Annotated in this window: 2 protein-coding genes; one reads left to right on the top strand and one right to left on the bottom strand. The window is 41.2% G+C overall.

Going from position 1 to position 16,366, the window contains the following annotated elements; translation table 11 throughout:
* Position 1 precedes the first annotated feature (1 nt).
* Positions 2–13,465 (bottom strand): Ig-like domain-containing protein, encoded by a 13,464-nt coding sequence (locus AC07VK_RS09490; protein ID WP_492960069.1) that lies wholly within the window; start codon positions 13,463–13,465, stop codon positions 2–4.
* A gap of 241 nt (positions 13,466–13,706) precedes the next feature.
* Between AC07VK_RS09490 and AC07VK_RS09485 the strand changes: the two genes are divergently transcribed.
* Positions 13,707–16,298 (top strand): hypothetical protein, encoded by a 2,592-nt coding sequence (locus AC07VK_RS09485; protein ID WP_492954197.1) that lies wholly within the window; start codon positions 13,707–13,709, stop codon positions 16,296–16,298.
* The last annotated feature ends 68 nt before the right edge of the window (positions 16,299–16,366 follow it).

The following is a 16,366-nucleotide window of genomic DNA, read 5'->3' as shown; positions in this document are numbered from 1 at the left end:
CTTATCTAATCAGCGTTACTGTACCTTTTCTCAATGATGTTGTTCCATTGGTGAATGTAATGTCAACCATGTACACATAAACTCCAATCGGTTGATTTACCCCTTTGAAAGTTCCATCCCATCCATTTGCAACATTATCTGATTGGAATATCAATTGACCCCATTGTGTGAAAATGCTCATTCTGGCGCTTGATATGGTATTACCATAGATTAAGAAGGTATCATTCTTACCGTCGTTATTCGGTGTAAATGCATTTGGTATGTAAACCTGATCTCCAAAAGGATTAGCTGCTTTACCAGTTACCGGAGTAGAATTTGCACTGGTTTGGCACTCAATCTGACCTCTGGCTCGTACAATAATGGTTACACTTTGATCTGGTTTTAAGCCTGCTACCAAGTAAGTTGTTCCGGTTGATCCGCCTGTTGGGTTTACCCATGTTAAGCCGTTATCTTGAGAAACTTCGTAGGCGGTAGCACCTGCAACAGCAGCCCATGCAAAGGTTACACTATTTGGTGTTGTGCTTCGTACCACTACTACTGGTTTTCCTAATACCGGCAGTACATTAACCGTAACACCCGTTCTTGTTGGACTTGCACAACCACCCACTGCTACTGCTTCTACGTAATAGATTGTGGTAGTAGTTAAGTTTGGTGTAGTAAAGGTTATACCTTCTGCTAATACAGGGCCGCCAGAGCTTGCAGCATACCATCTGTAAACTAATCCTGTTACCGGATTATTAACTGTTAATATGGTTGAGCTACCTGCACAAAGTGTTCCATTTGCTGCTGTTACCGATGCTGGTGCAACTGGTACTGGTAGTGCAATTACATTTACCGGTGTTCTAGATGATGAGGTACAGGTTCCGTTTGCTCCCTCAACATAGTAAGTGATGTTTGCATTAACTGCTGGAGTGGTAAAGTTTACTCCTGTTCCAGCCAATGTTCCGCCTACAGCTGCAGTGTACCAATTGTATGTTACACCGGTTTGAGGATTTGTTACCGTTAATACAGCCGGACTTCCTGTACAAACATTAACAGATGTTGCTGCTACTGTTGGCACTGTAGGTTTCGCATTTACAGTTACCGTTACTTTAACACGGCCACCGTTGTTGTTACAACCTCCTGTACCGATTGCTAAGATGTAGTAATCTGTTGTTGCAGCTAAGGCTGTTACATTGAATATTGTACCAGTGAATAATAAATTACCACCAGTTGCTGCATTGTACCATTCGTAAGTAACACCTGCCTGTGCATTAGTTACTGTTAGGGTTGCTCCATCACCTGCACATATGCCTCCATTCGGAACGGATACCACTGGGTTGTTTGGTGATGCATTTACGGTAATGGCTACTGCCCTCGCTGTTGCTGCGGTATTTTCACATTTATTATCGCCTTTAACCGTTACATAATAAGTTGCACTTGCAGTTAATACCGGTGTAGTAAACACTGGGCCAGTAAACACTACGGTATTTAAAGTAGCATCACTGTACCAGGTAAATATTGGGTTCGTAACCGTTGTGCTTGTTGCGGCCAATGTTGCTGCAGTACTTGCACAAACTGAAGTTGATCCGTTTACGGTAATATCTGTTGCCACAGCAATTGGATTAACTGTAACCGTTACTGTTTTCGCATTGGCTGCAGTGTTTTCACATTTATTGGTTCCTTTAACAGTTACATAATAAGTTTTGGTAGCTGTTAATACCGGTGTGGTAAATATTGGTCCGGTAAAAGCAACACTGGTTAACGAAGCATCGTCGTACCAGGTAAATACCGGATTAGTTACTGTTGTTGAGCTTGCATTAATTACCGCAGTTCCAGAACCACATACCCTCGCTAGTGTAGATAGGGTAATGTCGGCCGCTGTTGCAACTGCATTTACATTAACGGTTACCACTTTAGCATTTGCGGCAGAACTTTCGCATCTATTATCGCCTTTTACGGTTAGGTAATATTTAGTTGTTGCGGTTAATGCCGGTGTGTTAAAGGTTGCTCCAGTAAATACTGGCGTTGTTAAAGCTGCATCGCTGTACCAGGTAAATATTGGATTGGTTACTGTTGTGGTACTGGCAACTAAGCTGGCTGACGATCCTGCACAAATGGTGGCATCTGTTGCAGTAACATCAGTTGCCGAAGCTACCGAGTTAACAACAATGTTAACAGATTTAGCTGTAGCAGCGCTGCTTTCGCACTTGTTATCGCCTTTTACAGTTACGTAATAAGTAGTGTTGGTAGTCAATGTTGGTGTGGTGAATACAGCACCTACAAAAGCTACATCAGTTAAGGTTGCGTTGGTATACCAGGTAAATACCGGGTTAGTAACTGTTGTACTACTTGCCGTTAATACTGCATTAGATCCTCCACAAATATTTGTTGATCCATTTACAACGATATCACTTGCAACCGCAATCGGGTTAACTTTAATGGTTACTGCTGCTGCATTTGCTGCCGTATTTTCACATTTGTTAGCACCTTTTACGGTTACATAATAAGTAGTAGTGGTGGTTAATACCGGTGTGGTAAATATTGGTCCGGTAAAGGCAACACTTGTTAATGAGGCATCATTGTACCAGGTAAATATTGGACTGGTTACTGTTGTTGAACTTGCATTGATTACTGCTGTGCCCGATCCACATACCAATGTAGGTGTTGATAAGGTAATATCTGCAGCTGTTGCACCCTGATTAACATTAACCGTTACCACTTTCGCAGTAATACCTGAGTTTTCACATTTGTTATCACCCTTAACTGTAACATAATACTTAGTTGTCGCCGTTAATACCGGGGTAACGAATGAGGTACCTACATATGCTACCGAAGTTAAAGCAGCATCGTTGTACCAGGTAAATGTTGGGTTGGTTACGGTTGTTGTACTTGCTACTAAGGTAGTACCAGATCCTGAGCATATTGTTGCATCAGTAGCGGTTATGTCGGCAGCAGTAGCAACCGGGTTAACAGTTATTGTAATTACCCTAGCTGTACCAGGTGCATTTTCACATTTATTATCACCTTTTACGGTTACATAATAAGTAGTAGTGCTGGTTAAAGCCGGCGTCGTATATGTTGCACCAATGAAACTTACATTGGTTAAAGCAGCATCGCTGTACCAGGTAAATACAGGGTTAGTTACTGTTGGCGATGTTGCACTTAATACTGCCGATGATCCTGCGCAAGCAGTTGTGCTTCCACTAAGAATAATATCGGTAGTTGTTGCCAAAGGATTAACGGTTATTGTTACCGCTTTAGCATCTGCAGCGCTGTTTTCACATTTATTGGCGCCTTTAACGCTTACATAATAAGTAGTGGTGGCAGTTAATCCAGTTACTGTGAAAGTTGGACCTGTAAATACTACACTTGTTAATGATGCATCGCTATACCAGGTAAATACCGGTTGAGTAACGGTAGTACTCGAAGCCATTAACATTACGGTAGAACCTGAACAGATTTGAGCATTGCTTACCGCAATATCTGCAGAAGTTGCAAACTCTTTAACGGTTACGGTAACAACCTTAGCATTTGCAGCCAAATTCTCACATTTATTATCACCTTTTACGGTTACATAATAAGTGGTGGTTGCATTAAGCGCAGGTGTAGTAAAGCTAGCACCTACATAAGCCACTGTTGTTAAAGTAGCATCGCTGTACCAGGTAAATACAGGATTGATTACTGTTGTTGTTGAAGCAGACAGTGCAGCTGTAGATCCTTTACATATTGATGCAATTCCGTTAATGGCAAGGTCTGAATCAGTAGCTGCAGGATTAACCGTAATGGTAATCGATTTTGCAGTAGCTGCTGTATTCTCACATTTATTATCGCCTTTAACCGTTACATAATAGGTGGTGGTTGAAGTAAGTACTGGCGTAACGAAGTTTGCACCAGTAAATGCTACTGTAGTTAAAGCCGCATCACTGTACCAGGTAAATACCGGGTTGGTTACAGTTGTGCTTGTTGCATTTAAAGTAACTGAAGAGCCACCGCAAACTGTGCTTGTTCCAGCTAAGTTAATATCAGCTGGAGTAGCAACAGGATTTACCGTTACGGTAACCTCTTTTGCATTACCTGCTGTATTTGCACATTTATTTGTTCCGCTAACGGTAACATAGTATTTGGTAGTTGCGGTAATGGCTGGCGTATTAAATACGGCACCAACAAAAGCAACCTGTGTTAAAGCAGCATCAGTATACCAGGTAAATACCGGACTGGTTACTGTTGTACTGGCTGCAGTAAGCACCGCTGTACCAGAAGCACATAATGATGTTGTTCCGGTTACTGTTACATCCGCAGCAACTGCTGATGGATTAACAGTAATAGAAACCTTGGTACGTGTTGAGTTTGAACAACCCGCTCCACTTATGGCTTCCACATAGTAATCATGTGGTCCTACTGCAAGCGATGCAGGCGTAGTAAAGCTACTGTTGTTAGTTACCAACATGTTGCCGCCTGTAGCAGCATCGTACCAGTTATAAGTAATACCTGCAACAGCCTGTACACTTAAGGTAGCTGGTGAGCCGATACAAGTTGTAGCTGGATTGGTAGTTGATGGAATCGGTGCTACTGCCGGAGGTAAAATAGTTACCGTTACTTTGGTTCCTAAAGTCTCGCAACCATTAGCTGTTGCCGTTACCGAATAGGTATAAGTACCCGCAGTTAAAGTTGGATCTGTTGTGAAAGTTGCTCCATCTTTTCCGGCCTGATAAGTTGTGCCTAAGTACCACTTGTACACTACACCTGCTTGAGGGTTCTGCACGCTCAATGTAGCAGATGAACCTTGACAAGCACTTGCTGTAGCTGCAGTAACTGTTGGCGTGGTGATTACACGTTGTGCATAATCTAAATTAACAGATGTTAATGCTCCTAAAAGACCAGAGCTTAATCTCAATTCTGCCCCATCAAATTTACTTGTTGGAACGAAGGTTAATATAGCCGATGTACCGCCTGATAATAATTTTAAGCTGATTAATGGGTTAGATATAGAAACCGCATCGTTATTGCTAGTTGTACCCTGGAAAGTAGTTACCGTTAAGTTGTTTAACACGCCTACCGAAAGCAATGCACCAGGAGTGGTAATTTTCACTCTTAAAGTATCGCCTACGTTTGATAGTCCTGTAAAGCCAACCTGGTGATAAACAGATGCACCAAGCAATCCTACTGGTATAACCAAACTAGATCCTGTATTGATATCGTTATCAACCGCAAAAGTTGGGTTGAAAACACCAGCCAATACAGCTACTCCCGTTACACCGCTTGCAACTGTTGTTGTAGCCGCTCCACAAGGTGTGGTTATCGGTGTACCGTTAGGAATTACAGTAACGGTTACAGTTGCCCTGCTTGTTGCAGTACAGCCACCAGGAATAGTAGCTTCCACATAATATGTAGTGGTTGCACTTAATTGCGGTGTTACATAAGTTTCGCCAGTAAATACTGGAACTATACCATTTGCAGTAGTGTACCAGTTAATGGTTGCTCCTGCTGTACTCGACGTTGCTTTTAATACGGCAACAGAACCTTCACTGATGGTTACTGATGGTGGTGTAATTACCGGAACATCGATAGTTCCCATTATAATTTTAGCCTCAGTTCTTGCTGATGAGCTACCACAGCTATTTACTGCTGCTACAAAATAACTGGTATTTGCAGTAATTAAAGGTGTTGTAAAGTTATCACCTGTAAATACTAAGTTTCCACCTGTTGCAGCATCGTACCAGTTATAGGTTGTGCCTACAATTGGATTTTTAACCTGGAAAGTAACAGATGTATTCGGACAAGTATTAACAGATGCTGATAATAAGTCTGGCGTTACCGGTGCAGGGTTTGTAGTTACATTAACTACTGTTTTATAGCTTACACAACCAGTGGCAGAAACCGCTGCAACATAGAATTTAGTATCGCCTGTTAAAGCTGGGGTAGTAAATATGATACCGTCTTTACCGGTTAAGTATGTACCTGTAGCATCGTACCATCTGTAGGTTAAGCTTGCTGACGGGTTGCTTACCTCAAGCTGTGCAGTTTGGCCCACGCAAGCCGTAACATTTGCTGATGCTACAGTAGGTGCGACTAAAATGCGTTGCGCATAATTTAAGTTAATAGATGTTAAAGCACCTAATAAACCAGAGTTTAACCTTACTTCTACTCCATCGAAAACATTCGTTGGCACAAAAGTGATCAAGGCCTGGGTATTACCGCTTAGCAATTGAATATTGATTAAGTTATCATTTAACAATCTCGAATCACCATTGCTACTGGTTCCAACATAAGTAGTGATGGAAGCGTTTCCTAATAACGAAAGTGATAGTAGTTTTCCTGGAGATGATACTAAAACACGTACCGTATCGCCAACTTTAGATAATGATCCAAAACCAACTCTTTGATAAACTGATGCACCAAGCGCCCCTACTGGCATTACCAATGAAGATGCGGTTTGTGTATCGTTATCAATAGCTAATGTTGGGTTAAACACGCCCGATAATAAAGCTACACCAGTAACACCACCAACTTGTGTTGTTGCTGCCTCGCAAGGTACTGGGTTTGGAGATCCATTTCCATCAACGGTGATGGTAACTTGTACGCGGCTTGCAGAAGTACAACCGTTGGTTGAAACCGATTCTACATAATAAGTTGTAGTTGCCAATAGTGGCGGTGTAACATAAGTTGCACCAACATAAACTGGTGTGGTTGAAGTGTTAGAAGTATACCAGTTGAAAGTATTGGTTGCATCTGCCGAGCTAGCTGTTAAAATTGCAGTTTGCCCTGCATTCACTGTTGATGAACTTGCAGTTACTACTGGTAAAGCCGGACGAGGATTTACGGATACTGCTGCCGCAGCCCGTGTAGTGCTTGTACAGTTTCCTTGAGATGCTTCTACATAATAAGTAGTTGCTGCTGTTAATGCCGGAGTTGGGAATACCGCGCCAGTGAATACTAAGTTTCCACCGGTTGCAGCATCGTACCATTTATAAGTTACCGCAGCATCTGGATTGGCAACCGATAAAGTTGCTGATGATCCTTCACAAACATTAGCAATTGTGGCCAATACTGGTGTTGGTAATGCTGGTGTAACGGTTACAGTTACCGGAACTCTTGTTACGTTCGGACAACCGCCTTTGCTTACCTGAATATAATAAGTAGTGGTAGCAGTTAAAGCTGGCGTGGTAAATGTTTCGCCAGTGGCCAATTGTGTACCACCAGTTGCGGCATCGTACCAGGCTAATGTTGTACCACCATTTGCTGTTGCAGTTAATGTTGCAGTACTTCCGGAGCAAATGGTTTGAGCGCCCGCTGTTACCGTTGGATTAGGGTAAATTACGGTTGCACCATAAACATCTAAACTGGTTAAAGCCGTAACTAATGCGCCGAAGCTTACCTGTACCCTATCGTAAGCGCCACCCGCTAATATAGTTGCAGTGAAGCGGTTACCTGATAACAGCTGGAGATTTAACAGTCCGCCGTTTAATTGTACTGTTTTTACAACTGTAGTACCATTTAATACGGTAACAGTTACATTGTTTAATAAACCAACATCGGCTAAACCGGTTGGTAATGCTAAGTCTAAACGAAGACTATCCGTAGCTGTTCCAGCGTTAGGGAAAATTAATTGTTGGTAACCTGAGCCACCTACCCCTACTGCAAGAGATATCCTGGTGAAGTTAGAAGGATCAGCATCAGTAGAATTTCCTGCGCCAGTTATACCGCACAATAAACAAATTCCGTTTATACCGGAGTTTTGTGAATTGGCAGCGTTACATGCAGTACCACCACCGTTATTTAATACGGTAACGGTTACTGGTACGCGGCTTGCACTTTTACATCCGCTGGCATTTGTAGTTTCTACATAATAAGTTGTAGTAGCCGATAATGCTGGCGTAGTAAATGAAGTACCTGCCCCTACCTGTGTTCCACCTGTAACAGCATCGTACCATTGAATGGTATTTCCTGCATCAGCTGTTGCTAATAAAGTTGTAGACTGTCCGGCGTTAATTACCTGGCTGTTTGTGGTTACCGTTGCAGCAGTCGCTGGTGGGTTAACCGAAACATTAACTGCAGTTCTCGAACTTACTGCCGTTCCAGATACCGCCTCAACATAAAATACTGTTGGAGCAGTTACCGCAGGTGTTACAAAAACACCTGTATTATTGGTAACTAGCGGTGTACTTCCGGTAGAAGCATACCAGTTATAAGTTACGCCAGCTTGCAAATTGCTTACGCTTAATGTAGCTGGGCTTCCGGCACAAACTGTAGCTGCAGCAACCACTGGCGCATCAACCGTTACAGTTAAGCTATAGGCTGTTGTCGCTTTATTTCCATTTGCATCGGTTGCAGTTAAGGAGATGGTAAAAGTTCCACCTAAAGTTGGTGTTCCTGTAATTTCTCTTGTTGCGGTATTAAAACTTAATCCCGGAGGAAGGTTTGTTGCTAAATAAGTATATGGAGCTGTTCCGCCTGTTACCGCTGGTAAGGTTTGCGTTGGGTAAGGTGTACCCACAATACCGTTTGGTAGTGTTGCACCTGGTAATGATAAAACACCAATTACTTTAAGTGCATAAGTATTACTTGCGGTTCTGCCTTCACTATCTGTTGCAGTTACACTGATCGAATAATTTCCGGCCTGTGTAGGTGTTCCCGAAACTTCTCTTGTTGCTGGATTAAAAGTTAATCCGGCTGGAAGGTTACTTGCTACGTAAGTATATGGACCAACACCACCGGTTGCCGAAGGCAAGGTTTGTGTGGCATAAACTGTTCCTTCAGTTCCATCAGGCAAGGTTGCTGCTGGTAACAATAAAGGATCAACCACTACAATTGTATAGTTATTGGTTGCTGTTTTTCCATCAGCGTCGGTTACCGTTACCGGTACTGTAAAAGTTCCGGATTGTGTAGGTGTTCCTGAAATTGCTCTTGTAGCCGGATCAAAAGTTAATCCCGGAGGAAGACCAGTTGCCGCATAAGTATAAGGTGTTGATCCGCCTGTTGCAGATGGAATAGTTTGTGTTGGATAAACTGTTCCTGTTGTTCCGTTGGCTAAAGTTGCTGCTGGTAAAACCAGTGGATCAGTTACTTTAAGTGTGTAGTTAGAGGTAATGGTATTGCCATTAGCATCTGTTACTGTAACCGGAATGGTAAATGTCCCAATTTGAGTTGGCGTACCGGTAATTTCTCTCGTTGTTGGATTAAAGGTTAATCCTGGAGGAACACCCGTAGCCGAATAAGTATAAGGACCTGTTCCACCTGTTGCAGCTGGAATTCCGTTTGTAGTATAAGGCGTACCTGTTACACCGTTAGGCAATGCTCCAGGAGCCAAAGCCAATGCTGGCGTTACGGTTAAAGTAAAAGTTGAAGTTGTGCTACAGCCTTTGGTATCGGTTGCCACCACATCGAATGTTGGGTTACCGGTTGCGGTTGGTGTTCCACTTACCAAACCACTTGGCGATAAAGTTAAACCAGCTGGCAAAGTACTACCTGCAGCTAAAGTATAAGTATAACCAGGTGTACCGCCAGTAGCAACCGGAAGTTGTTTACTGTAAGGAGATGCAATGGTTGCATTGGTTAAAGTTGTACCTGCAAATACAATTGCCGGGTTAACGGTAATAACCACCGGAACCCTTGTTGTATTTGAACAAGTTCCTTTGCTTACCTGAACATAATAAGTCGTTGTTGCTGTTAAGGCCGGAGTTGTAAAGTTTGCACCCGTACCAACTTGGTTCCCACCTGTTGGTGCATCGAACCAGGCTAAAGTAGTACCACCATTTGCAGTTGCACTTAATGTTGCAGTGTTACCTGAACAAATAGATTGGGCACCAGCAATAAATGTTGGATTAGGATAAACTACAGTTGCACCGTAAATGTCTAAGCTGGTTAAAGCCGAAACTAATGCACCAAAGCTTACCTGAACCCTATCGTATGCACCGCCTGCCAAAACAGTTGCTGCAAAACGGTTACCCGATAAAAGTTGAAGATTTAATAATCCACCATTCAATTGTACTGTTCTTACAACTGTAGTACCATTTAATACGGTTACGGTTACGTTGTTTAAAAGACCAACATCAGCTAAACCAGTTGGCAAAGCTAAATCTAAACGGATGCTATCAGTAGCAACACCTGTAGATGGGAAAATTAATTGTTGGTAACCTGTTGCCGCAACACCTACCGCTAGAGAAATTCTAGTGAAGTTGTTGGCATCAGCATCGGTTGAATTACCTGCGCCATTTACAGCACATAATAAACAAATACCGTTAATACCTGTATTCTGACTATTCGCTGCATTACAAGCTGTTGCACCGCCGCCGTTAATTACGGTTACAGTTACCGGAACGCGACTTGCACTTTTACAGCCATTGCTGCTTGTAGTTTCTATATAATAAATTTTGGTTGCAGTTAAAACTGGGGTAGTGAACGAAGTCCCAGTTCCAACCTGTGTTCCTGCTGAAGGTGCGTCAAACCAGGCGATGGTATTTCCAGCATCAGCGGTTGCGGTTAATGTTGTGGTTTGGCCAGCGTTGATTACCTGGTTATTGGTTGTAACCGTAGCCAAAGTTGCTGGCGGGTTAACCGAAACCGAAACCGATGTTCTCGAACTGATTGCTGTTCCGGAAACGGCCTCAACATAAAACACTGTTGCCGAATTTACAACTGGTGTTACAAAAGTGCCGTTGTTACCGGTTACCAATGGTGTACTTCCGGTAGAAGCATACCAGTTATAAGTTACACCTGGCTGAAGGTTGCTAACGGTTAAAGTTGCAGTACTTCCGGAACATACAGTAGCAGAAGCTACAACCGGCGCATTTACTGTTACAGTTATTGCGTACGTGGTAGTTGCTTTATTATTGTTAGCATCTGTAGCGGTTAAAGAAATATTATAGCTACCACCTTGTGTTGGGGTTCCGGTAATTTCCCTTGTAGTTGGGTTGAACGATAATCCCGGAGGAAGGTTCGTAGCTACATAGGTATATGGCGAAGTACCACCAGTTACCGCAGGTAAAGTTTGTGGTAAGTATGAAGTACCAACAATTCCGTTCGGTAAAGTTTTGGTAGGCAGGCTTAACGTTCCAATTACTTTAATTGGATAAGTGTTGCTCGCTGTTTGACCTTGACTATCGGTAACTGTTAGGGTTATTGCATAATTACCTGCCTGAGTTGGTGTACCGGTAACTTCTCTTGTTGTTGGATTAAATGTTAATCCTGCAGGCAGATCAGTAGCTACATAAGTATAAGGACCAACACCACCTGTTGCAGCTGGCAGAACCTGGGTAGCATAAGCTACATTTTCTGTTCCATCTGGCAAGGTTGCCGCTGGCAATGCTAATGGACTATTTACAGTAATGCTATAATTTGTAGTTGCCGTTTTTCCATCTGCATCGGTTACCGTAACTGGTACGGTATAAGTTCCTGGTGTTGTTGGTGTACCAGCAATGGCTCTGGTTGACGGATTAAAAGTTAAACCCGGAGGCAGGCCTGTTGCCGAGTAAGTATAAGGTGTTGTTCCACCAGTTGCACTCGGAATAATCTGTGTAGGATAAGCCACTCCAGTTGTACCATTGGCTAAAGTAGCTGCAGGTAATAACAATGGATCGGTAATCTTGATCGTGTAGTTCGAAACAATGGTGTTTCCATTCGCATCAACTACAGTAACTGGAATAGAATATGTTCCAGGTTGTGTTGGTGTTCCGGTAATTTCTCTTGTTGTCGGATTAAAAGCTAAGCCTGGAGGCACACCCGTTGCACTATAAGTATATGGTCCTGTTCCACCAGTAGCTGCCGGAATAGTCTGCGTTGGATAAACAGTTCCTGTTACACCATCAGGCAATGCGCCTGGAGTAAGTACCAATGCTGCCGTAACAGTTAAATTATAAGTTGCAGTTGTTTTACAGCCTTTACTGTCTGTGGCCACAACATCGAAAGTTGAATTACCCGCTACAGTTGGTGTTCCGGTAATTGCACCAGCTGATGATAAAGTTAAACCGGCTGGCAATGTACTTCCTGCTGCTAAAGCATAAGTATAACCTGCCGTTCCGCCTGTAGCTGCCGTTAACTGTTTAGAATACGCAAAACCTGGTGTAGCATTCGTTAATGTTGCCCCATTAAAAATAATTTGTGGGTTTACTGTAATTACAACAGGAATCCTTGTCGATTCGGCTGTACAGCCTAATCTTCTGGCAGCAACATAATAAGTTTTAGTAGCCGTTAATGCCGGTGTAGTAAAAGTACCATTAAAAGCAACCGTACTTATTGGTGCTCCACCTTCTATGGCTTCATACCATAGCAGCTCGTTGGTATTTGGCGTAGTTGCCGTTAACGCAACTGTACTATTATAACACGCATCAATTGCAGTGCTTGCTGGTGTTGGCCTGCCCGCAGAGCGGATTACCCCATAAACATTAAGCGTTTGTGTAAGGTTTAAAGTAACTACCGAACCTAGTGTTACCTTCACCCTGTCGTATACTACATTTGCACCTGGTGAAAAAGGAATCGATATCGGCTGTCCACTATTTAAAAGACCCAATAAATCTAAATTTAACGTAGTCGGAACTGATCCTGTATATACCTGGGTGCCGCCATTATATGCGGTTATCGAAATGTTCTGTAAAACTCCCGCTGTTAGCAACGCAGGGGTAGTAGCAAATCTCAGGTTAATATCGTCACCTGGATTTGATGGTGTTGCAAAATAAAAATTTTGGCTAATGGATGAACCAACGCCAAGTATGCCTAAACTAAGCTGAGAAAAATTATTTGGATCCGAATCAATTGCCCTTTCACTATTGGTTACACCTGAGCTACCCAATTGCAAGGCATCGAGCGTAATACCGGTTCCTTCGTACCCTGTAGTAAAAGCCTGTGCACAAGGATCAGTACCTGAAGTATAAAAAGAGTAATAAACCCTCGTACTATTAGTCGTTCCAAGCAAAAGTGCATTGGTTACATCTTTTAGAAACACCCTATCGTAAGCCTGCGTAGGGGTTATCGCTATGTAAAAGAAACCATTTGCATCTTTTACTAAGCGTAAATTATCTGAAGAAAATCCGTCTACACTATTACCACCCGTTGGCGGTACTGCTGTAGTACCATTTCTGGCTCCTACCTGAAACGAATGGTTTCCGAGAACTACTGTGCCACCTACATTAGCCAATAAAGTACCTAAGCTACCGCCTAATAACCTGTTCAGGATATCTCCATCAAACTCTATTCTGAGATAAGATGTAACTCCCGCAGCAACCGAAGCCGGATATTTAAGTTCCAGCTCGCCACTATACGAACCTATGCCAACAGCAATTCCACCGTATGAATTTACAGTAGCAAAGTTATTGTTGTTTAATGTTGCATTTGTTGCATTATCAACACGATCCGATTTAGTGACAGTATTTGCAAATATTTTAGTTTGCGAATACGATTTGGCTGAGAAGAGCGTTAATACAATGATGATTGCAATACAAGCATTGCGAATTATCCCTGTTCGGGACGAGAAAGTACGAGTTTTCATCATGTCAGGCGTTATTTTAGGAGACTTACTATGTGCTAATGCTAATGTTTGGTAAAATATTCTGCAGGCATTATATAATTATGACAAATCTAAATCTAGAATAGTATCCTATCCTATCCATTGCTATTCATTTTTATGCAATCCATTTCATTCATTTTATTCATACAGGGCTTTCTTCGTGAATAGATTTCCTCAATTGTGAAATTATGATGACATTAGCGGTAGTCATCCCATCTGTTAATTAATGAATGCTAACGATCTCCTTATCGAACTCAGGAAGTTTGTCCTTATAAAATCTGGTTTGAGAAATATCGACCCAGCTCATTGTAAGATTATTTCTGAGTATGTATTTCAAGAAACCAAAAACTACGTAAGTGAAACAACCATCAAACGATTTTTTGGCTTTGCGAACACTTTACATAAATTCTCTTTATTTACTTTAAATAGCTTATCGCAATACATAGGCTATAATGATTGGGACTCATTTTGCAAGGACAAGGAAAACCAAACTACCTCCGTTCAAAGTATCTGGCAAGATTTAAAGCTAAAAGCGCATGCTGTTACAGAGGTATCGTTAATTGCAAATAAAAATAATTCGGGTGTTCCGTTCAGTACTACTGCCAACAGAAGTTTTTTTTACCCTGATTTTGATTATTTCTTAAAAAACAACTACCAGTTTACAACCATAAGTGCCCAACCTGGCCAGGGAAAATCGATACTGCTTGCACACATGATAGAGTATTTTTTCTTATCAGAAAATGCCCTCTACAAAAACGACATCGTTTTATTGGTTAACTCTACCAGTATTAATACTATTATTCAAACTGGAAATACTTTAAAAGACTGGTTTTTAAAAGAATTTAAATTTGGGAGCCTTACCGAATTAATCAGTTTTTTTAAAAAAAATCCCGAAAAGAGAGAAGGCCGTTTCATTGTTATTGTTGATGGTATTGATGAACATTTAGCAAGAAGTAATTATTTTAAAACCTTTATCGACTTTTTATATAGTATTGAAGAAAACAACTTTGTTAAGCTTGCGTTTGGCCTGCGAACGAATAGTTGGATTAATCTTCAGCCTGCTATTTACGGTTCTGCATCTTTAACTAAAGCCTGGTATACGGGCTTATTTTATGATGAGGAAACCCTAAGCAATGTACCATCGTTAAATGTTGATGAGGTACTCTATACCTTAAGCCATATAGAAAGCAAAATTATCAACCGGGCAGATGTAAGCCCTCCCCTATTAACTCAGTTTAAAACACCATTCTGGTTACAGGTTTATTTCAAGCTCAAAGACGAGAACCACCACCTTGAGCTGAGCAACCCTTTGTTACGTTATGAATTAATTAACTATTTCTTAGAGAAACGCGTATTTCTGGCAAAAAAAAGCACAGAAAAAGTATTTCTCCTTAAAAAAATAAGCGATAGCATTTCGGAAGGGAATAAAAAATTAAGGGTTTCTAAAGAAAAAATCCTAAGTTATATCAACTGTTATCCCGAGGCGTACGAAGAACTTTTACATGCCGGTATCATCATCGAAGAAAAAAGGTTAAGTACAGCCATCCCTACAGAAATTGTCCGCTTTTTAAACGACGACATTTATACCTATTTCCTATTTATACAGATTACTGATAAGTTTGATTACAGGCCTTGCAAATCATTTTTCGAGCATATATTAAACAGTTTCCCTGGCCAAACCCCTCTGAGAGACTATATACTTAACTGGGCCATTAGGTTCTGCATCACCAGAAATGAGATCGCAGCCTTAAAAAACATTTTCAGGCTGCCATTTACCAACAGTGAAAAAAACAGTGCTTTCGATTTTATCTGTTATGTGTCTAAATACGAACTTGGCAAACCCAATTCTAATTTCAATAAGTTAAGCATTGGTGTCGATTTTATCGATATTATGGCTACAGGGCGAACCATGAGCAACCTGTATAAGGAAACCATCAAAACCATTTCGGAAAACGTACTGAATGAAGACATTCAGATTATGCTCCACGTAATAGAATGCAATGTTAATCTTATTGATGTGGATAAAGTAGCTTTAGCCAATACCATGCAGCTGCTAAAGCGGAACTACAAAAGATTAAATGAGCTGTTCCCAATTAATCCTTATGATTTAATTCTTTATTTCTACAATAACCTGGTTAATAAACCTAACGAGAGTAAAACCCTAGAAGATAAAATAATAAAACTTTGCCAGGAGATAGATCAGAGTAAACCACAGAAAAACGAAGAAATTACTTCTGCCGAAATACTCTCTTACCGACTGGTATTGATTACCTTGTTTTCTCAAAAAAGCTATGCCGAATGCCACCGCTTTATCATGGCTATTCTGACTAAGTATCCCAATATTTTTTATGTAAGATATTCCGTTTTCTCTCCTTTTTTACTGCTTCATTTAGGTCAAACCTATATCAAGCTCAACTATTTTAAAAAAGCGCAGCGCATTATGCAATTCGTTGATAAAATCATCAGCAGCGATTACACCTATTATACCAATTTTATTTTGGCCAGCTTTAGTGTATTTAAAGCCAACTTTTATAATGCTACACATAATTACGAACAAGCGCTTATAGAAACTAATATCGGCTTGGGTATTACGGGAAAGAATGATTTTAAGATGTTCGAGATTGCCCTGTTATTAAGTAAGATCGATACCCTAAAACATACCGAAGAATCAGAAGAAGTATCAAACGTAATTAAAGAACTGTTAAACTTTTTAACGGTACATAAACTCTCTATGCCCGATTATTCTAACCTAAGCAGTCATGAGTTCGAGCATACCTTTAAGATTTTAAAATCTTACCGCCGGCACCAAAACCTATAAAAGCCCTTCAACTATTTTAAGGCATTTTTCTAAATGCAGGCCATCATTCCTTAAGTCTAAAGTATTTT

It is taken from the genome of Pedobacter sp. GW821-FHT01D05, from assembly GCF_059422505.1.
This window is presented reverse-complemented; position numbering and strand designations above follow the sequence as displayed.

Excerpts from the sequence above, each read along its gene's own strand:
- AC07VK_RS09490 (WP_492960069.1), bottom strand. The coding sequence starts at position 13,465 with ATGATGAAAACTCGTACTTTCTCGTCCCGAACAGGGATAATTCGCAAT.
- AC07VK_RS09485 (WP_492954197.1), top strand. The coding sequence starts at position 13,707 with ATGAATGCTAACGATCTCCTTATCGAACTCAGGAAGTTTGTCCTTATA.